Consider the following 21534-nt stretch of genomic DNA (forward strand, 5'->3'; position numbering starts at 1 on the left):
TAAACCCCTCTCTCTAACTCTCTCCCTGAGGAAGAGAGGATCTTTCTTTAAGTTAAATAACACTATCAGGCCTGATGAGGATCCAGGGCATCTCGTACCGCATCGGCAAAGAGATTACTCGCCAGTACCAGTATAAACATAAACAGAAATGCAGCCATGATAGGCCACCATACCAGCGGCTCTCTGGCCAGCTCGAGCCTGGCTCCGTTAATCATATTTCCCCAGCTGATGGTCATTGGGGATACCCCTACCCCCACATAGGAAAGCACTGCTTCAGCCAGCACCAGAAAACTGAAATCGAGAACCAGTGAAATGAGCACAATCGGCATCATATTAGGCAATAAATGTTTCCAGATAATTCTTGAAGTTCGGGTTCCCATTACTTTAGCGGCTAATACAAAGTCGATCTCACGAAACTTCAAAGCTTCTGCACGCAGTAAACGACACAAGCTGGTCCAGCTGGTAATTCCGAGAATAAGGCATAAAGCAAATAACCTCGCATCAGCACTTTTTTCAAGCGTTGGAAATTGCTGAGGATGATTGGCAATATAAGTTTGCATCGATAATACAGAAGCCGTGATAAGAAGTACCCCGGGAATGGAGCTTAAAACAGTATAAATATACTGAATAATATCATCGACAACCCCGCCAAAATAACCTGCTGCAATGCCTAGAATAATTCCTAAAGGAAGCATGAATAATGTCGTTAAGGTTCCAATAACAAGACCGGTGCGAATACTTTTTACGGTGTAATAGAAAATATCCTGCCCAATTTTTCCAGTGCCAAATACGTGGAAGTAACGGGAGAGCTGAAACGCCAGAATGCCAAGAAAAATACAGATAAAAACAGTTCCCAGAGCAACTGCAAGCTGCGGGGAATATTTGAAATGCCTATGGCCTGATAAATAAGCGATTAAGATAAACACTAATACCAATCCCGCTGTCCATAATATTCCATACATCCCCGCTTTAAAAAAGGTGTGAAGGATTAAGCTGTTTTTATCCTGACTGGTTTGAATCATCGCGGGTGGATAGGAAAGACGAGGATAAATTTGCTGAATTTTGCCGCCCAGGATAGCTGTTTCGGTGGTATAAAGCCTTAAGGCCATTGGCGCAGAATAAGTATTTTCATACACCTCATCCAAAGGGGCTAGCATGGCATCGAGCAAGGTTTTAGATTCAAGAGCAGCAGTGTCTTTACCCTCTGAAACTTCAATATGGAAGGAATCAAGAATGGCTATGCTTAAAAAAAATATGAGAATAATCCCTGAAGCGATGGCGATGGGCCGCTGAAAAAGCTTCAACAGCACCACTCGTGCTGGCTCCTTCCTTAAACTGAACATGAGGCCGGCAAAAACAAAAACCAGCATACCAAGAAAAAAAATATCCGTCCAAAGCATTGATTAACCCAACCTTACTCGCGGATCTGCCCAGGTATAGGAAATATCCGTTAAAATTAAACCAAGAATATATAAAACTGATCCGAGAAAAACCATTGCCCTCACAATCGCAAAATCCTGCTGTTGAATCGCATCTATAATATAGCTTCCAAGCCCTGGCACACCAAAAAAAGACTCAAGAACCAGACTTCCCATAAACAGGGAAGGAATCAGTACCACCACTCCGGTCAGAATAGGCAGCATAGCATTCCACAGCACATGCCTGAATAAAATGCCAGTTTCAGAAACCCCTTTGGCCCGTGCAGTTTTGACATAGTCACGATTCATTTCTTCGAGAAACAGCGTTCGATACCAGCGTGCTCCCGAACCTATTCCACTAATTACAGCCACCACCACAGGCAGTATAATGAATTTAATACTTTCAAAGCCGCCGTCATAACCTGAGATGGGTACCAGTTTCAGCACTTTACCAAATAAATATTGCCCGCCAATAATATAAAACAGGCTGGATATTGACATTAAAATAATACAGAAAACCGCACCGCTGATATCGAGATAAGTCGAACGAAAAAAAGCCATCGCCATTGCAAAAATAATATTCACCAACATACTGAATAAAAGAATCGGTACTGCAATCGCAAGACTCGGCCACATTCGATGCGAAATATCAAAACTGATATCACGGCCAGCGTCCGACATACCAAAATCAAAAGCAAAAAGCTTCAGTGATTTCTGAAAAAAAAGGGTTTGACTCAGTTTCTGCATCCCAGGGGCCTGGTCATTGTAAAATAAAGGCAGATCGTAACCATGCTTTGCTTTCCAATGTACAATCGCCTCCGGCTTGACATGCTTCTGTCCTAACTGCATACGCGCCATATCGTCTGGTGAATTAATCATAAAAAAAAGTGCAAAGGTGATTAAATTGATTCCAAAAAGTATGGGCAATGCATAAGCTATTCTTTTTACGAGATAAATTAACATGAATGCAATCTCTTGGCAGGACTTTTTTCCTTACGGTGATAGGCAAACAGCAAGGGTAAGATCAAAAGACACAGGATAAGTACTATCAGAGCGACAGGCCATAACACCGGCTGATTCCAAAGGCTTCTCAATTTTTCACGCAGCACGACATCAATACTGGCATACTTTAAATGCCCGAGGCTAATCGTATTGGGCTTTGCCAGATTAGCCCACTGCTGCGCCAGAATAAGGCTTTCCGTATTTACACCCCACACCCAGGGAGCATCTTCCCGAACTATGGCCAGCATTTTGTCAATTAGTTCCTGACGTTTTGGATCATTTGCACGATTTTTCATTTGATCAAACAATCGGTCATAGAGAGGATTATTGTAATTGGCGGCATTCTCGCCGCCATAGCGAACTTTCCCGTTGATGCCATAAAGCTGAAAAAGAAAGTTTTCCGGGTCTGGATAATCCGCATTCCATCCCCAATAAAAAATTTGCGTATTGCCCGCCCGCATTTTTTCCTGAAACCGATTGTATTGGGTGGCCCGGATATTCAAATCAATGCCAATTCGGGCAAATTGTTTTCTCATCCAATCCAATTGCGCCTTGTCATCAGGGCCGCCCGTTACAGCGCTGTCGTAATGCAATATCAGGGCTTTGCCGGTTGAAGGGTCGCGCCCCCTGGGATAACCTGCTTCTGCCATAAGTTTCCGTGCTTCATTAATATCTCGGCGCAGCATTTTATTATCAGCAGCGTCCCAGCGATACACAATAGGATTTATTCCAGCCTTGCCCTCTTTGTAGCCAAATATGCCTGGCGGTATCGGACCCTGGGCAGACTGGCCTCTGCCATTAAAAAAAATAGTAATAAACTCATCATAATTCACAGCGATAGAAATCGCCTGACGAAGTTTCCGGGCACGCTTACTGTTTCCTCCGACCACTGGATCAAGCATATTGAAGCCTAGATAATAAATTGAAGGATCGGTTGTTTGTTGCAACTGTAAATTTCGTGCTTTCATTTCGCCACTCAAATGGGGCTCGCCTTTTGTATCCAGACGGATAGTCTGATCGAAATTCTCATTACTAATCGCAGAGGCATCATAATAGCCCTGCAAAAATTTATTCCAGCGCGGGATCGACTCTTTTTCCAAAGTAAAATAAGCCTCATCAATCAGGGGCAGTCGTTTCCCCGCATTGATGGTATATCCTTTTTTCACATCCTCCGGATCTGTAGAATCCGGATAAAAATCCTGACGGTAATTGGGATTTTTCAACAGAATCATTTTTCGGTTAGGATTATTTTCACTCAGCATAAAAGGCCCCGTTCCAACGGGATACCAGTCAAAGCTTAAATTTTTATCATCCATATCAGGTTGTGAATAAAACTGGTCGACTTCCCAGGGAACTGGTGCAAAAAAAGGCATTGCCAGCCAAAAAAGAAACTGTGAATAGGAACCTTTCACCAGAATTTCAAAACTGTAATCGTTTAACTTTTTGACACCACTTAGGGGGTATTGTCTCAGATCCACAAAATGATGCGTTCTTAGTGGAGGCAACTGATTGGCAAACTCTCTGAAACCAACGATGTGTTCGCTCATTAATTCTCTGATTGGTGAACTGACATCCGGATCAGCCAGGCGTTTGATTTGATAAATAAAATCATCAGCGACCAGTTCCCGGGTTCCGGTATATTTAAAATCAGCCAGCTGATTAATATCATTGTCTTCGAGATAGTTATCCGGAAGAGGTAAATAGCGATATTTCCCCTCATTATCCATAGCAAATGCCGGGTGAGGTTGATACAGAATTCCAGGTTTGATATCAATTCTGTAAAGACTGAATGCCACGTTTTCTGAAAGAGAATCAGGCAGAGGCTGCAGTGATTTGTCGAGATAAGTCACCTGCGGCATGCTCGCCGCAATTAAAGGTTCCAGTTCATAAGGCCGCTTATAATAGTCATATTGCAATAAGGGCTCATAAATTTGCATGATAAAAACATATTCATTACTGGAATATGAACGAGCCGGATCCAGTGTTTTGGGTTGCTCATTAAATGAGGAATAGTAGATTTTTTTTCCAGAATCGCTTTCAGGATAAGGATCATTTAAAACCAGACCATAGCTCGAGTTGCTGGCTAGCAGCAGCACTGCAACTCGTAATTGAATATTCCCTGTTAGTTTCAAAATGACATCCTGACTTACTGATCAAGCATTTGAAGAAACTGTTCTTCATCTAAAATCATTACTTTTAACTTACTGGCTTTTTCTAACTTGGACCCAGCCTCGGTACCCGCAATTAGAAAATCAGTTTTACTTGAAACACTGCCGGTTACCTTCGCACCGAGCGCCTCTAACCTGGCTTTCGCCACATCCCTGCCCATCGTGTTCAAAGTGCCCGTTAGTACCAGTGTTTTATTATAAAAAGGGTTTGTTGTGTCGATTTGTTTTTTTTCTACCTGCGGCCAGTGAACTCCATAAAGCACCAGTTTATTAATGACCTCACAATTATGATCCTGGGAGAAAAAATGAACAATATAATGCGAAGCGACAGGCCCAATGTCCTTCAGCTCCATCAACTGCTCGATACTCGCGTTTTTCAGTTCGACCAAATCCTTAAAATGATCAGCTAAAACGCCTGCGCTGACCTCTCCAACTTCACGGATCCCCAAAGCATATAAAAAGCGTTTGAAGGTTGTTTTCTTACTCTGTTCTATTGCATTCAATAAATTTTCGGCCGATTTCCTGCCCATACGCGGCAAGGCCATCAGTTGATCCAGAGTTACAGCATAAAGATCCGCAACATCCTTTACTAACTGCTGATTCACTAACTGTTCAATTAATACATCACCCAATCCATCAATGGACATGGCCCGGCGTGAGGCAAAATGCCAAATCATTCCTTTCAACTGAGCCTGACAGAATAATCCTCCCATACAGCGTGCCACAGCCTCACCCTCTTCGTGCACGACCTCCGCATCACAAACCGGACAGGTAGAAGGCAAGGTGATTTCCCTGGCTGTCTCAGGCCTTTTTTCAAGCACCACACTTACTACTTCAGGAATCACATCACCAGCCCGGCGTACCACCACAGTATCGCCAATCAAGATCCCCTTGCGTCTGATTTCATCCATATTATGCAAGGTCGCATTGCTGACCGTGACTCCGCCTACAAAAACAGGTTTCAGACGCGCGACAGGAGTTAAAGCACCGGTACGGCCAACCTGAAAATCAACAGCATATATTTCTGTCATTTCTTCACTTGCAGGGTATTTATGCGCACAGGCAAAGCGCGGTGCACGTGCTACAAAACCCAGCTCATTCTGTAAGGCAATACTATCCAGCTTATAGACTACCCCATCGATTTCAAAAGGCAGACTGTCTCGCCTTTTTTGCATTTCATGGTAGTAATCGAGACACCCGCTTAACCCGCGAACCTGACGATTGTCGGCAAACACCCGAAATCCCCACTGACGAAGCCATTGCAATTGCTGAAAATGACTGTCAGGCAGCTCAACACCTTCACGAGCCCCAACACCATAGCAAAAAATAGCCAAAGGACGGGTAGCCGTTATCTGCGGGTTAAGCTGTCTTAAGCTTCCCGCAGCCGCATTGCGGGGATTCACATAGGTTTTCTCACCGCGCTCGATTGCCCGCTGGTTTAAGGCTTCAAATCCGGCTTTTGGCATATACACTTCGCCACGAATCTCGATTAAGGAAGGTGGAGTGTCAAGCATCAGTTTTAAAGGAACCGCGGCAATTGTTTTAATGTTAGCAGTAATATTTTCCCCAACGCTTCCATCCCCACGCGTAGCAGCCGTTACCAGGATGCCGTTTTCATAAGTAAGACTAACCGCCAGACCATCCAGCTTGGGCTCGCAGCTAAATAATAACTCGCTGTCAGCAGAGTCGAGTCTATCCGCCACCCGCTTGATAAAAGCCTGCAGCTCTTCAGGACTGAACACATTGGAAAGTGATAACATGGGCTGGCGGTGTCTCACTGGCTCAAAGACATGCGCAGCACTTCCTGAGACTCTTTGTGTGGGAGAGTCCACCGTCATTAGTTCCGGGTATTCTCTTTCAAGAGCCTGCAAATCTCGAAAACAGCGATCGTATTCAGCATCAGGAACGCTGGGATTATCCAGGACGTAATACTGATAATCATACAATCTGATTGTTTCACGCAATGACTCAAGTCTTTTTCTGACTGCTTCGAGACTCATTTCTAACCCTGGATAATGCAATAATTTTGTGATTAATCATAATCAAAACCGCGGGATTATTATAGCCGGCAGGATTTTATTTTTTTAAAGACCCGCTTGTCGTTCTCTCATAACCTGTGATATAGATACTGCTAGACTTTTAAACAGGACTTAAAAGAAATGGACTTTTCCCGCTTAATACTTAGTCTTTTTTTGATTATTGTTTCAACGATAACATATTCTTCAACGGCCGCAGACAATCTGGGTATTATTTTTATTCATGGTACCAATGATCACCGTGATGACGCTGATGGCGGTTACTGGAAAAAGGATTTTATCAGCCAGATGAGCCAAAGTCTGCCTAAACCTGGCAATGCTCTGGTTATAGCCTGTGACTACAGTAAATACATGTGGGAAGAAGAAGCCTCTGGCTGCACAGCCGATCAGATTCTGGATTTTGTAACGAATAAGAATATTGACAAGCTGGTAGTATATACTCATTCCAATGGTGCAAACGTCATGCGCTGGATCTTGTCGCACCCTACCTATGACGAGCGATTCTTCAAATTAGGTAAAATCATTCGCCGGGTCGTCGCACTTGCCCCTTCAAGCGGCGGAACTCCGCTTGCTGATGAAGTGATCAGCGGAAATATTTTTACAGAATCAGTGGGATGGCTGCTTGGCTATCGAAATAATTCCGTTAAACAACAGCGTGTCGGTGATATGGCCCTGTTTAATAATGAACTTCTCCTGGGAAGTGCCGGCCGAAGCAACCTGCCCGTACCGTTCCGAGTGGTTGTAGGTACAGATGTCACCGCATCTCCTTTTTCCAGCGCAAGCTATTGCAATGGCTATTTGCTTAGCACCGGTTTAAAGCTAACGAAACTATACCTGGAACGATGCTCCGATGGTTTTCTTAATTGCAGCTCACAGGTCATTGCCGGAACCCTTTGGTTTTTTGATACAGAGAAAACAATCGATAAGACGCCTTTAAGTCATAGCCAAAGCAGACACAGTTGTTTCGGTCTGGAACAAATTCTCATTACCGATCTGGCGCAACAAGGAGTATAGCCATGAGAGCAAAATACAGTATTCTTCTGGCGCTTGGCGCCTCACAGGCTATAGCAGCTACATTTCCAGAACAGGCCGTTCACACTTATCCCTGTGAGAATTGCGCCTCATTGCCTCGTGCAGCGCTTAGCACTCACTGGCCATTTACCGATAGCCGCCTGCTGAAAAAAACAAGCCCTCTGCGCGAACAGCAGACAAAGTCTTACCACATCAAGGTGAGTTTTGCGCAGTTGCAGCAAGGGATCCAGCTGCCAACAAAGGCAGCCGGTGCGATTCTTAGAATAAACCCTGTTCAAAAAAAATCCTCCGCTCTTCCTGAAATGCCGCAGTTATTGATTCAAAAAGACAAGCTTCAATACACATTGAAAGAGGCGGCTGAGCTGATGGCGAAAGATGAGGCCCTTATCGATACCCCTTTTCCCAGGAATGGAGTGGTGATGCAACTCAGCCCCTCACTGGGCAGCGGCATGTTTTTGCTGACAGCCGCATCAGGAAATAATTCCCCTGCGGATGAATTCATTATTCATGTGAACGATATAGGCTCCAGTGCCTATTTCAGTGTAGGCACCGATAAAAGCAGCTATCGCTATGGAGACATGCTGATTGCCACCATTCGTACAACTGACTACAACGCGGATCGGATTGAAGCAACCCTGTTTAGCCCTGGCGGTACGCAATATCCCCTTACCCTTAAAGAAATCAGTGAAGGGGTTTACCAGGGAAAAACCAGGTTAACAGAAGAGAGCAATTCTCTGGGTGAAAATTGGTATGTGGAAGCCGAGGAATGCATTCTTTTAGGTAGTCAGGAGCTTAAGTACCAGGCTCACACAGCATTCTCCTATTCACTGCCCTCAGCGGCCCTGCTTGAGATAAAGCCATCCGGCAAACAGGTTTTTGAATATAGCGCCAGATTAAATGTAGCCATGTCAAGCCGTTATGCCTTGCAGGCAGTCTTGTTGGCCACAGATAAACAAGGCCATAAGATTCCAGTGGAAACAGCACAATCTGCAAACTGGCTGGACGCTGGAAAAACAAGCTTAACTATTAGTTTTTCTCCTGATTTAGCCAGCCGTTATAGCGGACCTTTTTATTTAACCGCTATTCAATTGATTGACTATGGTCAAATCAAGTCAGTTTTTGAGTACAATAACCCTATTCTCATTTCTTAAAATTTATTTAATGCCTGATTTATCCTATCTTTTTTCGCTGCAGGGGTTGGTTTATACCAACCTGCTGCAGTTGCTGTTTCTCATTCTGCTGATTGCACAACGGGGAAAATTACAGAGAAGCGCCTCTTTGGAAATGACTGAGTTAAGAGAGCTGTTTATAGAGCAGATTCATCAGTTGGAAATGGTGATCAGTGAAAATGCTTCAAACAGCCAGCAACGCCTTTATGAACTCATCATCCAAAACCAGTTAAGCGGTCAGGAGCTGATTACTAAAAATATACAACAGCAAATGACGGATATCAGAGAGCAAATCAACTTCAGTTTTAAACAGCACGCTAATGGGCTCACCTCTCATCTACACTCTTTGACAGAGGAAATTCGCAATCACCTGCAACAACTTACTCAACAAGTCAATCATAAGCTGGCCGAAGGCTTTGAAAAAACCTCCAGCACCTTTACGGATGTGGTCAGGCGCCTGACTATTATCGATGAAGCACAGAAAAAAATAACCGAGCTTTCCACTCATGTCGTCAGCCTTCAGGATGTACTGCAGGATAAACGCTCAAGAGGCGCCTTTGGTGAAGTCCAGTTAAATGCCCTGATCGCCAATATGCTTCCCTCCACCCACTATCAAATGCAATACACCTTAAGTAATCAAAAACGTGCTGATTGTATACTTTTTCTCCCCGAACCTACTGGACAAGTGGTCATCGATGCCAAATTTCCGCTGGAAACCTATCAAAAACTGATTAACAGCAGCTGCTCATTGACAGATAAAAAAATACTACAGCAGCAATTTCGTCAGGATGTCAGCAAACATATTAAAGATATTGCGGAAAAGTATATTATTGCAGGTGAAACCAGTGATGGTGCGATGATGTTTATACCGGCTGAAGCTATTTTCGCTGAAATTCATGCCAATTACCCGGAGGTGGTTGCCTTATCACAACGACTCAAAGTGTGGCTGGTTTCCCCTTCTACACTGATGGCTGTTTTGACTACGGCGAAGGCGGTACTTAAAGATGACGCCACTCGCAAACAGGTTCATATCATTCAAAAACATTTACATGCTCTGGCGGATGACTTCCAGCGCTTTGAAAAAAGGATGGATAAATTGTCGAAGCATATCGATCAGGCGCATCAGGATGTCGACGAAGTCTCTACTTCAGCGAGAAAAATCACCCAGCGTTTCCAGCGCATTGAATCGGTTGATTTGCTGATCACCGAGGAATCAACGGAATAAACGATTGAGTTCAAAGAACTTCTTTTCAAACCCGCAATTTGATATGCTGACTTAATCAGCTCTGAGGGAACTACTCATGTATAATGTTTCGCGTCTCGTCCTGTTTACATTTCTGTTATTCAGTCTGTCTCTGGCACATGCCGGACGCTGTTTAGGAAACACTTCCACAGCCTGTCCAACTTGCTGTGATCAGTGCTGTGGCAATATGGGCGGTATTTCATATTGCGACTCATCGGCTGGACGCTTCGTATGTAACAACGGCTACTATTCCGCCTGTTATTGTACTCGTCATGCGATTATGGATCTGCAGAAAATCCAGGGTTGCTGCCTTTGGCAGGGAGGCGTTTTAAAAGTGGACGACATCACTGGCGCGGTAATTTGCAATAGTGGCCAGGTTTCAGAATCATGCAGCCTTGATATTACTCAGAATATAGTAACCTGGTAATCCAGTTCTAATTTACAGAGTTTGCTCGGTGCTGATAACCGAGCAAACTGTCATAAAAAAAATCTATTACTGGACAACTTTCCCTGCAACAATCATAATTAAGGTTTTGCTCAGCAAAAATCAATGACGACACCTCTGATAGAAATTAAAAACGTTTTTAAATCCTATGGCCAGAATGAAATTCTGACCGATATTTCCCTATCTGTCCTTGATGGCGAGTTTTTAACATTACTCGGCCCCTCGGGTTGCGGAAAGACGACACTGCTTCGTCTGATTTCCGGTTTTGAACAGCCGACGAAGGGGGAAATTTTTATTAACGGTATCTGCGTAAATAATTTGCCTCCGCAAAAACGCGATGTGCATACAGTATTTCAAAGCTATGCACTATTCCCTCATTTGACTGTATTTGAAAATGTGGCTTTTGCACTACGCTGCCGCAAAATCAGAGAAGAAGAGATCCGAGAGCGGGTTTTGGATGCATTACGGCTTGTGCAGCTGGAACCCTTCGCCGAGCGTAATATCAAGCAGTTGAGCGGGGGCCAGCAACAGCGGGTTGCCATTGCCAGAGCAATAATTAACCGCCCCCAGGTTTTGCTGCTCGACGAGCCGCTAAGCTCATTGGATTATCGTCTGAGAAAGGCCATGCAATCTGAATTGAAGCAGCTGCAGCAGAAATTAAATATGACCTTCATCTTTGTTACCCATGATCAGGAAGAAGCTTTGTCAATGTCTGATCGAATCGTCATTTTTAATCACGGCCAGATTGAACAGATCGGCACTCCACGGGAAGTCTATGAAACCCCGGTGAATTTGCATGTGGCCAGTTTTATCGGCGAAGCCAATATCTTTCAGACCACAATTAAGGAAGTCAGGGAACAGAATCTGACTGTTGACATTGAGGGCGTGGAGCTCACCTGCAAAAACACCTCCAATTTCAAACCTGGAGAGAAGGTTCATCTGATTGTACGGCCTGAAGATATTCGTGTGTGGGATTTGCACGAAGTAAAAGACAGCCACGATATGCTGCCAGGACGAATTAATGAAATTGTTTATAAAGGCTCGACTGTTGATTTAAAAGTCAGTCTTGATTCCGGAAAAATAATTAATGCATCTGAATTTTTTGATGAGGATGACGACAAGCTGGAATACAATGCGAATGAAACAGTCTGGGTAGAATGGTTATCAGGATGGGAGGTGCTTTTACGCGATGAAAGCTAAGGCATTCTCACTTTATTTTCTTTACAGCTGGCTGATTATCTTCAGTTTCCTGCCGCTTTGCTTTGTGCTGATAACCAGTTTTCTCTCCAGGGATCCTGTAAATCTGATGGCCCTGCCCTTTACGCTTGAAAATTATTCAGCTCTGTTAAACTGGGTATTTATAAAAATCTTCTTTCGCTCATTGCTGATTGCGGCGATTACGACCTTCCTATGTCTCTTAATTGCCTATCCATTCAGCTATCTGCTGGTGAAGTCTCGTCATCAATCCATTTTGATTCTCCTGATTATCATACCCTTCTGGACCAGCTCTCTGGTACGAACCTATTCGCTCATCGCAATGTTGAAATACAAAGGTATTATCAATGCTGTACTATTAAAGCTTCATATTATTCATGAACCCTTATCGCTGCTTTACTCCAACTTTGCGGTCATTATCGGCCTTGTTTATAACCTTTTTCCCTTTATGGTATTGCCAATTTTCAATAACATGGAACGTTTTGATTTTCGCTTAATTGAGGCGGCCAGAGATTTGGGGGCGAGTAAATGGGCGATATTCAATCGTGTTTTTCTGCCCAACACAGCCCCGGGTATCATTGCAGGCTCTCTTTTAGTCATGCTTCCGGCTATGACCCTGTTTTATATTCCTAACGTATTGGGAGGGGCGCGTTCCATTCTTCTTGGTAATTTAATTCAGAATCAGTTTTTAGTTCTTGAGAATTGGCCACAGGGCTCAGCGACCAGTATTGTGCTTACTTTGCTATTGCTTTTAATTCTTATGTTTTATCGACGTCAGAATACTGAGGTGAGCGCATGAAACAGTTCGCCCAGCGTTTTTTTCTTTTTTTTGTTTACACCCTCTTATATTTTCCTATTCTCATTCTGGTGCTTTACTCAGTTAATAATGCCAAGTTTTCCCTGCAATGGCATGGTTTTTCAATAAAGTGGTACACTGAACTTTTCCATGATCGCGGATTGTGGGCCGCATTTAGCAACTCATTAATATTAGGAGTCAGTTCGGCATTAATCGCTACGGTTATGGGTTTATTAACTGCCGTACACCTCTTTCTCTTCAAAACCAGACATCGACAAGTTCTGGCTGTAATGCTTTTATTGCTGGTGATTATTCCTGATTTGGTCTTAGGTGTTTCATTATTGATATTCTTTAATATCACCGGACTACCCCTTGGATTTTTTAGTCTCCTGATTGCACACATTACCTTTTGCCTGCCTTTTGTTATTTTAACCATTAATGCACGCATCAATACCCTAAATCCCAATATCTATTTCAGTGCGCTGGACTTAGGGGCTAGCCGTTTTACCGCATTAAGAAAAATCTTGCTGCCCCTGCTTTGGCCTGCCGTTCTTAGCGCCTTTCTGCTTTGCTTTACCCTGTCTCTCGATGATGTGATTATCAGTTATTTTGTGGCCGGGCCTGATTTCAATATTCTTCCTCTGACCATCTATTCGCTCGTTCGCGCAGGGGTTACTCCTGAGCTCAATGCGCTTTGTTCTATCACATTTGGCTTCTCGATGATTCTGGTCATCATTTCTCATTTATTATCCAGGCGTTCACTATGAAAAAGCTGATGCTTGTATTCTGGTTTGTATTCTATTCAGTAACCGGGTTTTCTGCTGTAGTGAATGTCTATGTCTGGGGCGGTGAAATTCCCAAATCAGTTGTTCAGCAATTTGAAAGTGAAACAGGGATCAAGGTGAATTTTTCCACCTATGACAGCAATGAAACCATGTATGCCAAATTAAAGGCAAGCAGCAGAACCATTTATGATGTAATTCTGCCTTCAGGCTATTTTGTTGAACGAATGAAAAAACAGAATATGCTTCATCCTGTCGATCCGCAAAAATTACCTAATCTTAAAAATCTTGATCCTGTTTTTACCAATAATGCCTTCGATCCGGGTAATCAATTCAGCGTACCCATGATTTGGGGATTAACCGGCATTTTTTACGATCAGACCAAAATAAAAAATCCCCCCCTAAGCTGGGCAGAACTTTGGGAGAAACAGTGGAAAAACCAGTTAATGCTTCTTGATGATTCCCGGGAAGTATTCGCGATTGCCCTGATGAGTCTCGGTTTTGATCCTAATGATACGGATGTAAAACATATTCAGCTGGCTTATGAACATCTTTTAAAGCTGGTTCCCAATATCAAACTCTTTGCCAGCGACAGTATTCAGGCCCTTATGATTGATGAAGATGCCTCGCTCGGTAGCGCCTGGAATGGTGATGCATTTAAGGCGCAGGCGGAAAATACAAACATCCGTTTTAACTTTCCGCGAGATGGTTTTGTGATTTGGGTAGACTGTCTGGCAATGCCACTCAATCCACCCCACCCCGAAGAAGCCTATGCCTTTATCAACTTCATTCTACGTCCCGACGTTGCCAGCCAGATTGCATTAAAAGAAGGCCATGCCATCACCAATTTGTCAGGACGAAAATTACTGCCTACCTCACTTCAGGAAAATACGCTGATTTACCCGCCGGCGGAGGTTTTGAAGCAAGGACATTTTCAAAGAGATGTGGGAGAAGATACCCTGTTAATATATAACCAGTACTGGGAACAGCTTAAGCTGGCGTTTTAGTAATCAACCCTCTCCCTAGCCCTCTCCCAGCTTGGGAGAGGGGACTTTTCTGAAGGAGTCTTCCTTAAAGTCCTCTCGCCCCTTTGGGGAGAGAGCTAGAGAGAGGGGTTAGAAGCACCCTGCTTCTCACTCCGTATTTTTACTTTCCGGCAGTTTATGCAATTGCCTGTCGGGATAAATCTGCTTCACCCCTCTGTAAAAGGTTCCCTGAGCGCTGAAAGCTGCCATTAGGACACCAGCCTTACCATCTAATATTCCGCGCTGCAAAATCAGACAGCGGAAAAACATCCAGCCGGTGCTCATCATTACCGACAGAAACGAAGGCGCTTTACCTTGTTTAATGCGAACTCTTGCGCTGTAAGACGAATAACGATTAATTTTAGCGAGGGCGTGCGTCACATCGAGAAAGGAATGATGCATAATCGGGTTAGAGATCTTACCTATAACACGATTATCGGGAAGAATGATTTTCTCATGAACTATATCATCACTGTATCGAGCTCCGTCTCGCTTAAACAAGCGAATATGACGCTTGGGGCTGGCAGAATAGCGTAATACTTTCCCATAAAAATTCATGCGAATAGGAATACGGAAAGCCTGGGCTTTTCCCGACTGCATGGCAGACTCGATTTCTGATTTTAAATCGTCACTAACCGACTCATCGGCATCAAGATTTAATACCCAATCCCCTGAGGCCAGTGCCAGCGCACGCTGCTTCTGAATACCGTATCCCTGCCAATCATCGCTAATATACACATGCTCTGTGTATTCCTGAGCAACGGAAACCGTTTTATCGGTACTTCCGGAATCGAGTACTATAATCTCATCAGCCCAATCAATCGAGTCTAAGCATCTTTTTATATTCGCTTCTTCATTTTTGGTAATAATAATAACACTGAGCATTAAATCGACCCGACAGTTAACTTGGGCTTATTTTAACGAGAATGCCTGAGCTTGTAACTAAGAAGAGATATTTTAAAGAAGGAAATTAAAGTATTTAACCTATCGGACTTATATTCTGATGTTAGTCAAAATTATTCGTCATGGCATTTACGAAAGTTTCTAATTATTTCATTGGTGGAGTTATTAATAATATGACCGTGATAATCACCCGTTTTGCCTTGCACCTGGGTTAGCATCCAAATGAACAGTTGCTCAAGATCATCGCTTGTATTATTTTGAACCTCCTGTGCTCCTACGTAAATTTTAGCCGTATATATAAACATAACAATTCCCCATTAACTATAATGAGCAGCAATAAAGACAATGAAGTTCACGCGATGTAAAACCTTTCGGTTTACTACGGGAATTGCAAAGCAGATCTTACATCTTGATAAATTAAGTATGGCACAGTTTTGAAAATCACAAGCTGTTGTACCACTTTTGCAGCATTTATTTTTTGCCTCTTTCCCAAGGCGACAAAAGAGCATAATATAGCAGATTGTCTATTCAAACTTTAGACCTTGATCAGGAGTAAAATGAAAAGGATTTGTATTGCGGGTTTATTATTACTGTTAAATTTCTCTACAGCCCTTGCCTATGATGAACCCTATGTCAATCTAGGATTCACAAGCTTCTTCGATGGCGGACCTCCTGCAGGACCAGGTGTGTATTTTCAGGATTATTTCCAATATTTCACTACTGATCAGCTAAAAGATAAAAATGGCGATCGTCTGCCTCTGCCAAAAACAGATGTCGATGTCACTGTCAATATTACACAATTAATTTATCTCTCGAAAATTAGAGTTCTTGGCGCCAGCCTGGGAATGTCTGCTTTGCTCCCCTGGGTAGTCAACACCAGTGTGGATGATGGCTTGAGCAACACCGCCATATATGGTCAGGTGGGGCAAGGGGATTTATTCATAGGCCCTGCCCTGCAGTTTGACCCGGTAATGCGAAAAGACGGACAAGGTCCCCTGTGGGTCCAACGTCTTGATCTTGATATTGTAGTACCCACTGGTGAATATAACCGCAATTATGCAATCAATCCGGGGAGCAATTTCTGGTCAATTAACCCTTACTGGGCAGGAACATTCTGGTTTACCCCCAAAATAGCTGCCTCATTTCGTCTCCATTATTTATGGAACGCTAAAAATCATGATCCCAATGTTGCCTTTGGCCCATACGCAAGAACCACACAAGCAGGTCAGGCGGTTTACGCCAATTTTGCTGGCAGTTATCAGTTCACAGACAAGTTCTTTGCGGGTATCAATGGTTATTGGTTCAACCAGTTCACCGATACCAAAGTGAACGGGGCGGACGTACAGGGAAGGCGTGAAAAACTCTGGTCGATTGGGCCCGGTTTATTATATAACATCACTAAAAACCATTTTCTCTTCCTTAACTATTATGCAGAACAGGATGCAAGGAACAGAGCGCAGGCCAAAGTGGGCGTAGTCCGGTTTGTGATTCATTTTTAGTATCGTACCAGCCGTCTTTGCGAACAAAGTGAAGCAATCCAGAGCAGTGCCCGATAAGAGCCTCGATCTGGATTGCTTCGCCAAGGCTCGCAAAGACCTTTTTGCACCTATCCTGCACTGAAACCAGCTTTAACCCCTTTGACAGGAAGAGCCGATTTGATCACTGATTGGAAGGGTTAATGCTGGGCCGTCCCTGCTTTCCGTTTCTGCGGATAGCCTCTCTGCAGGATGAAACAGGGAGGAAAACACCGCCAGTCCAGGTTGAACAGTCTGATTTGCTTCCAGCTGGGTGAATAAATCTATCCCATCTTCAAACTGATTCGCTTTTGCGATATCCAGTGCAGTCTTCCCCTCTTTGTTTTTTAGGCCGGCAAACACTTGTATTGTAGCGCCATCCTTAAGTCTTGGTTGCAGCTCAAGTACCATAGAGATCAGATCCGTTCGCTGCGTAGCCGCAGCCCAGTGCAGAAAACTATTCGATTGCGAATCCTGTTGCCTAATCAAATTGTAAAAAATATGCGCAGGCAACCTTGAAAGCAGATAACGACCCTGCGGACGATTGAATAAATGAAGTAATAGAGAATCAGACTCCGTCAATCCATCCCAGCTTTTTCTTGTTATATCATGATAGAAACTTAATCCGATAGCATCTTCCAGATCTGATTTTATAGTATCGGATATAGCCAGATTCTTGAAAATTAATACCAGAAACTCAAGACCTTCTTCTGTACGAGCCAGCTTTTCAAAGCAGGATTTACCAGTTTCTTCAAAGGGCTTGAACAACTCTTTTAAAGAGAAACTGAAATTGACCAGCTCAGGATTCTCTGCCAAATAATTTTCAAGACAACGCCAGAGGTTTTCCTCCTCTCCGGTTTTAAAATTCTTTTCATATAAATACTTAAGCAGGGACGGCATGTCTTTCAAGGGGCTCGCTAGAAACGAGTACAATAAACTCGGAACTGTGCCTATCATCAATAGATCAAAATTAGCATAGATTTCTTCTGAGTGCAGTGTAGTAGTCAATAAGTCAAGGAGAGCGCTCATTTTTGCCTTGTTACAGAGTTCATTGAGCGCGTCCTGTTTTGCAACGACACGCTGCTCCTTTGTTTTTAATTGAAGCAGGATTTTCCTTTCTTTGCTCTTTTGCATTTGCAATTTGGCCGATGCTATTTTATTTCGTATGGTGGCAACCTCCTGGTTCAACTCATTAATTTCATTTCTCAGTTTCTTAGCGTCAGGAAGAAGAAAAGCCCCTCTTGTTCCAACAACGTTTTTCATCCTTTTCATAAGAGACTCCTCGCTATTATCTGGTTCATGCGAGGTGGAGGTAGCCTTTTTAGCGGAAGATCTTACATAAAGAGCAGGGTCAAGCGCTTTGATTACATTACTTAGATTATCCTTTTGAGCCAATTCAAGAGGCGTAAGCCCATCTTTATTTTTTATGCTCCATACATCGCATTCAGGCTTTAAAAGACCATCACGCAATACGCTGTCCCTTGCAGCCATGATTAAAACAATCACATTGATGCGCTGGTTCCTGACCGCCCAATGCAAAAGTGTCTCATTTTCTTTGTCTTTCCAGACTAAAGCTGAAAACAATTGGCTGGTAAAAAGAAGCTTAAATACTTGTCGGCCCGTTGGACTGTTAAGCAGGAAGATTAACAAATTGTTCTCATCGCAGAGCTTATCCCACTCAGTGGTTGAGGTCGCACCAAAAAAAATAACCGACAATACAAGGAGAGGACCTTTATCAAGCATTTCAGGGACCGGGAGTGATTCCAGGACCTCCTTCAAAAAATCAAGGCCATGCTGTTTCCGGCATAAAATTTCAAAATAGCTTTTTCCACTCACAGGTTCTTTTTTGATTAATTCACTTAATGAAAAATAGAACTCGGTCATCTCGGGGTTTTTAGTAAAAGAACGTTTAAGCGCCAGCCATTTATCATTATCGGATTTTAACCTGCTTAGGAAACTTTCATAACCCGCATTCCTGATAAGCAATAGTAATTCAAGAATTACCTCTGGCTGTGGTTTCTCTACGCCTGGACGATCAAGCCAGTCGTCAGAAAAAACCTCAAACCATTTATTCAAATCTGACTGAGTTATCTCGTCCTTTGTTGCAGATGTAGCTGACGGCAACGGCTCTTCTTCAGCAAACAAGGCCATAGGCTTGGTATCCTTGCTTTCAAATAAACTCATCAACTTAGTCTGCTCATTGATGGAAAGATCGGTTTTAATTGTATCTATCAGCCTGGATACGCCTAAATTACCACCAGTGCTGATCGGCAACTTCTCTTGACTTTTCTGGTTACTGTTAAAAAAATTCGGCAACAGACCTGCCAAACCACCCGAAACATTATTTTTTGAGAGACTCGCGGTAGTTGTGGCTGCGGGAGGCTTCCCTCCAGCGGGGTTCATACGCTGTCTGCCTCGTCTTCCTTTATTAGAATTTCGTTTTCCTCTTACGGTATTTAAATCAGGCGCTGTGTCCTCCTTTTCATTGGCAGAAGAAGCAGCTTCCAGTAGCTTTTCTGGCTCTTGATTAGGAGCTGTTTCACTTGGCTTAACTGGCTCTTCTATCTTAATTAGCTCATTGGCCAACAGGAAGCTCGTATAATCAGCATAAGGCAGCTTCCCCTTTAGCCAGCGATTAAAAGCATTTTCTGCCATGTCTTTCTTGCCATTCCGATACAACCTGCAGGTTTCGGCCTGCCATCCCGCGAGAGATTCTTCCCTGGTTTGCTCAAGAATCACCTCGTTTAAGAAGGCCGTGTCCGGAGTTGTTATTCCTTTCTCCAGCTCATTGCAAAGCCTGGTTAATGGATGACCTTTACCCTGGTCAACAAATAAGCGGCACGTAGCACGTGTACAACTCGTGAAAAATTTGTTTAAGGGCGGACCCAGACGATCTTTGCTGCAACCCCTTCTGGCCTGGTTAACAGGCACTTTTGCATTCGGATCCAGTTCACGGCTCGCCTCATGGCAAAGTGGATCATCCAGCATCCGATACAGGATCACATTCTCATACTCCAGACCTTTGATCTGCTCCGGAGTAAATATCATTACCGCCTCGGGGTATTTTTCCCGGGCTTCCTTCACATACTGAGGCAGGGTGATAATGGCAAAATTACTTTGCTTAGCCATCTCCCTTAACTTGGCCAGTTCTTTTTCATCCTGCGTTAACCAATGGACCATGCCTGGCGTATTCGCCTGTTCAGGAGACATCTTTATTTCAGGCTTTTCCAGTTTGTCTGAACTTCCGCCCACCACTCTGTTTTTTATACTAATCACTGTGTTCGCGAAATGCACCACATCGGCAGGGCAACGGTAAGAATGCGGCAATTCAATATACTCAAGCTTTAACTCTATGCGGTTCATCATTTCAAAAATAAATGGACGCTTGGATTTACTATCAAAAAGACTTTGATGTGAATCCATGCAAAAGCAAATCTGCCCATTTTTAGCAAGATTCAACAGGTTTACCAGTTCCTGTCCCGATAGATCCTGGGCCTCATCACCCAGAACCAGGTCATATTTGCCCTGCTGTTTCAGATCAAGAAAGTCGACAGCTACCTTGTGCTGATTTTCCAGATAGGCCAGATAGGACTGATACGCCCTTAAAATCCATTGCTTATCCTCTTTATTGGGGTACAGGCTTTGTTTTTCGCCGAGCCCCAGGTATTCTTTTGGGGAATAACCCGATAACAGTCGAAACTCTTCATAAATCTGAGCTGCATCCTCTAAAAGACCAGTTTTTCGGTACTTCTTTAACCACAACTCAAAATCAGCCTTCTGAGCAAGCTCTTTCCCAACAAAGGCTTGTCCTTGCTGTTCACGGGCTACCGTTTCATAGGTTTTAAACTCAACTCGATTTTTCAGATCCTCAGGAAGTAACAGCGCATCCCAGATCGCTTGCATCGCCTCGATTAATTCAGGGGATTTGGTCACATAGAGAATGTGCGTCTCAGGATTATCCGACAGTCGGCTTAGCAACTCTGTAATCAGCGATATCGCCACACAAGACTTTCCAGAGCCAGGCGCTCCACTGATCAAGGCAGGAAGCCTTGTCTCCAATACCGACTCCTGCTGGCTGTTCAAGCGAATGAAATTCTGGTTGTAATAATCCAGCGTAACCACCGGATGGGGCGGAACAATTGCCTCCCCGGCTGCCTGACGGGCAGCAGCGGCACGCTCCTCTGCCATTTGTTCGCGGATACGCTGGATTATCGAGGGACCATACTTGGCGCGATACTTTTCGACCCCGTGCCTATCTGAGTAAAGAGAGGATTTGTTATAATCATGATTTTCTGCAATGTCCGCTATCACGGCAGTCCATTCGCCGTCCACTTCAAAATCAATAATAAGTGCTCGATCAGCTCCGGTTATACGACCGCTCGCCAACTCATCGAGTAATAATTTCTCACCGAATAATTTCTCATAGCCGGCTGAGACGAGACTATTCAGCAGCTTTTGCGCCAGGTTCTTCACTAGCTTGGGACCCTTTGTATATTTGGCTAATGCGGCCCTGTCTATAAATACACGTTTCCAACGAACCGGACGATTTTCTTTCTTCTCTTGCATGAATCACCAAAAACAAACAACCCACAAAATGATGAACTATTATACAGTGAGAATAATATGAAATCAAAACTATGACATACCCGTCATCTCGAACGCAGTGAGAGATCTCCCAAATCCTGGTTTGTGCCAGCATCCGGAGATCTCTCACTGCGTTCGAGATGACGGGGCCTGTTTGTGAGTAAAAATGACTGGATTAATCAAAATAATTCCTTTTTTTCAG

The 21534-nt window shown here is 43.7% G+C and carries 16 protein-coding genes; 9 read left to right on the top strand and 7 right to left on the bottom strand.

Features of this window, described 5'->3' with window-relative positions; all coding sequences use genetic code 11:
• Window positions 1-65: 65 nt before the first annotated feature.
• From B1207_RS01280 to ligA, 4 genes are read right to left on the bottom strand one after another with little or no spacing between them, the layout of a single operon-like run.
• On the bottom strand, window positions 66-1400 hold the full coding sequence (locus B1207_RS01280; protein ID WP_112218188.1) for an ABC transporter permease: 1335 nt from the start codon (window positions 1398-1400) through the stop codon (window positions 66-68).
• A gap of 3 nt (window positions 1401-1403) precedes the next feature.
• Complete coding sequence (locus B1207_RS01285; RefSeq protein WP_112218189.1) at window positions 1404-2381, bottom strand: ABC transporter permease; 978 nt, start codon at window positions 2379-2381, stop codon at window positions 1404-1406.
• Window positions 2375-4534, bottom strand: a complete 2160-nt coding sequence (locus tag B1207_RS01290) for an ABC transporter substrate-binding protein (protein WP_112218331.1) — start codon at window positions 4532-4534, stop codon at window positions 2375-2377. The genes B1207_RS01285 and B1207_RS01290 overlap by 7 nt, the downstream gene beginning before the upstream one ends.
• A gap of 32 nt (window positions 4535-4566) precedes the next feature.
• Window positions 4567-6588, bottom strand: coding sequence for an NAD-dependent DNA ligase LigA (gene ligA / locus B1207_RS01295; protein ID WP_112218190.1), 2022 nt, complete (start codon window positions 6586-6588; stop codon window positions 4567-4569).
• A 159-nt stretch (window positions 6589-6747) separates the two neighbouring features.
• On the opposite strand from ligA, the gene B1207_RS01300 reads away from it, so the two are divergent.
• The 8 genes from B1207_RS01300 (at window position 6748) to B1207_RS01335 (ending at window position 14313) form a co-directional block, all read left to right on the top strand.
• Window positions 6748-7638, top strand: a complete 891-nt coding sequence (locus B1207_RS01300; RefSeq protein ID WP_112218191.1) for a hypothetical protein — start codon at window positions 6748-6750, stop codon at window positions 7636-7638.
• 2 nt (window positions 7639-7640) lie between these two features.
• Window positions 7641-8807 (top strand): DUF4785 domain-containing protein, encoded by a 1167-nt coding sequence (locus B1207_RS01305; protein WP_112218192.1) that lies wholly within the window; start codon window positions 7641-7643, stop codon window positions 8805-8807.
• A 10-nt stretch (window positions 8808-8817) separates the two neighbouring features.
• Window positions 8818-10050: a DNA recombination protein RmuC gene (locus B1207_RS01310; RefSeq protein ID WP_112218332.1), complete on the top strand. Its 1233-nt coding sequence runs from the start codon at window positions 8818-8820 to the stop codon at window positions 10048-10050.
• 76 nt (window positions 10051-10126) lie between these two features.
• Complete coding sequence (locus B1207_RS01315; RefSeq protein ID WP_058507343.1) at window positions 10127-10495, top strand: hypothetical protein; 369 nt, start codon at window positions 10127-10129, stop codon at window positions 10493-10495.
• 123 nt (window positions 10496-10618) lie between these two features.
• Window positions 10619-11713, top strand: a complete 1095-nt coding sequence (gene potA, locus B1207_RS01320; RefSeq protein WP_112218193.1) for a spermidine/putrescine ABC transporter ATP-binding protein PotA — start codon at window positions 10619-10621, stop codon at window positions 11711-11713.
• Window positions 11703-12527, top strand: coding sequence for an ABC transporter permease (locus B1207_RS01325; RefSeq protein WP_112218194.1), 825 nt, complete (start codon window positions 11703-11705; stop codon window positions 12525-12527). Before potA ends, B1207_RS01325 begins: the two co-directional genes overlap by 11 nt.
• Window positions 12524-13291 (top strand): ABC transporter permease subunit, encoded by a 768-nt coding sequence (locus B1207_RS01330; RefSeq protein WP_112218195.1) that lies wholly within the window; start codon window positions 12524-12526, stop codon window positions 13289-13291. The genes B1207_RS01325 and B1207_RS01330 overlap by 4 nt, the downstream gene beginning before the upstream one ends.
• On the top strand, window positions 13288-14313 hold the full coding sequence (locus B1207_RS01335) for an ABC transporter substrate-binding protein (protein ID WP_112218196.1): 1026 nt from the start codon (window positions 13288-13290) through the stop codon (window positions 14311-14313). The genes B1207_RS01330 and B1207_RS01335 overlap by 4 nt, the downstream gene beginning before the upstream one ends.
• Before the next feature lie 126 nt (window positions 14314-14439).
• Here B1207_RS01335 and B1207_RS01340 read toward each other — a convergent pair whose 3' ends face one another.
• The gene (locus B1207_RS01340; RefSeq protein ID WP_112218197.1) at window positions 14440-15216 is read right to left on the bottom strand and encodes a glycosyltransferase family 2 protein; all 777 of its coding nucleotides are present in this window, start codon (window positions 15214-15216) and stop codon (window positions 14440-14442) included.
• A 131-nt stretch (window positions 15217-15347) separates the two neighbouring features.
• Window positions 15348-15539 (bottom strand): hypothetical protein, encoded by a 192-nt coding sequence (locus B1207_RS01345; RefSeq protein ID WP_112218198.1) that lies wholly within the window; start codon window positions 15537-15539, stop codon window positions 15348-15350.
• Between the two features lie 252 nt (window positions 15540-15791).
• On the opposite strand from B1207_RS01345, the gene B1207_RS01350 reads away from it, so the two are divergent.
• Window positions 15792-16733, top strand: a complete 942-nt coding sequence (locus B1207_RS01350; protein ID WP_112218199.1) for a SphA family protein — start codon at window positions 15792-15794, stop codon at window positions 16731-16733.
• 129 nt (window positions 16734-16862) lie between these two features.
• Here the strand turns inward: B1207_RS01350 and B1207_RS01355 are convergent, their stop codons facing one another.
• Window positions 16863-21314 (bottom strand): DNA/RNA helicase domain-containing protein, encoded by a 4452-nt coding sequence (locus B1207_RS01355; RefSeq protein WP_112218200.1) that lies wholly within the window; start codon window positions 21312-21314, stop codon window positions 16863-16865.
• Window positions 21315-21534: the final 220 nt, after the last annotated feature.

This window comes from Legionella quinlivanii (assembly GCF_003265995.1).
Taxonomy (GTDB): domain Bacteria; phylum Pseudomonadota; class Gammaproteobacteria; order Legionellales; family Legionellaceae; genus Legionella_C; species Legionella_C quinlivanii_A.

What these genes read in the sequence shown, in the direction of transcription:
- B1207_RS01350 (WP_112218199.1), top strand. Translation starts at nt 15,792, where the DNA reads ATGAAAAGGATTTGTATTGCGGGTTTATTATTACTGTTAAATTTCTCT.
- potA (WP_112218193.1), top strand. Translation starts at nt 10,619, where the DNA reads ATGACGACACCTCTGATAGAAATTAAAAACGTTTTTAAATCCTATGGC.
- B1207_RS01345 (WP_112218198.1), bottom strand. Translation starts at nt 15,539, where the DNA reads ATGTTTATATATACGGCTAAAATTTACGTAGGAGCACAGGAGGTTCAA.
- B1207_RS01355 (WP_112218200.1), bottom strand. Translation starts at nt 21,314, where the DNA reads ATGCAAGAGAAGAAAGAAAATCGTCCGGTTCGTTGGAAACGTGTATTT.
- B1207_RS01310 (WP_112218332.1), top strand. Translation starts at nt 8,818, where the DNA reads ATGCCTGATTTATCCTATCTTTTTTCGCTGCAGGGGTTGGTTTATACC.
- B1207_RS01305 (WP_112218192.1), top strand. Translation starts at nt 7,641, where the DNA reads ATGAGAGCAAAATACAGTATTCTTCTGGCGCTTGGCGCCTCACAGGCT.
- B1207_RS01285 (WP_112218189.1), bottom strand. Translation starts at nt 2,381, where the DNA reads ATGTTAATTTATCTCGTAAAAAGAATAGCTTATGCATTGCCCATACTT.
- B1207_RS01280 (WP_112218188.1), bottom strand. Translation starts at nt 1,400, where the DNA reads ATGCTTTGGACGGATATTTTTTTTCTTGGTATGCTGGTTTTTGTTTTT.
- B1207_RS01325 (WP_112218194.1), top strand. Translation starts at nt 11,703, where the DNA reads ATGAAAGCTAAGGCATTCTCACTTTATTTTCTTTACAGCTGGCTGATT.
- B1207_RS01335 (WP_112218196.1), top strand. Translation starts at nt 13,288, where the DNA reads ATGAAAAAGCTGATGCTTGTATTCTGGTTTGTATTCTATTCAGTAACC.
- B1207_RS01315 (WP_058507343.1), top strand. Translation starts at nt 10,127, where the DNA reads ATGTATAATGTTTCGCGTCTCGTCCTGTTTACATTTCTGTTATTCAGT.
- B1207_RS01340 (WP_112218197.1), bottom strand. Translation starts at nt 15,216, where the DNA reads ATGCTCAGTGTTATTATTATTACCAAAAATGAAGAAGCGAATATAAAA.
- B1207_RS01330 (WP_112218195.1), top strand. Translation starts at nt 12,524, where the DNA reads ATGAAACAGTTCGCCCAGCGTTTTTTTCTTTTTTTTGTTTACACCCTC.
- B1207_RS01300 (WP_112218191.1), top strand. Translation starts at nt 6,748, where the DNA reads ATGGACTTTTCCCGCTTAATACTTAGTCTTTTTTTGATTATTGTTTCA.
- ligA (WP_112218190.1), bottom strand. Translation starts at nt 6,588, where the DNA reads ATGAGTCTCGAAGCAGTCAGAAAAAGACTTGAGTCATTGCGTGAAACA.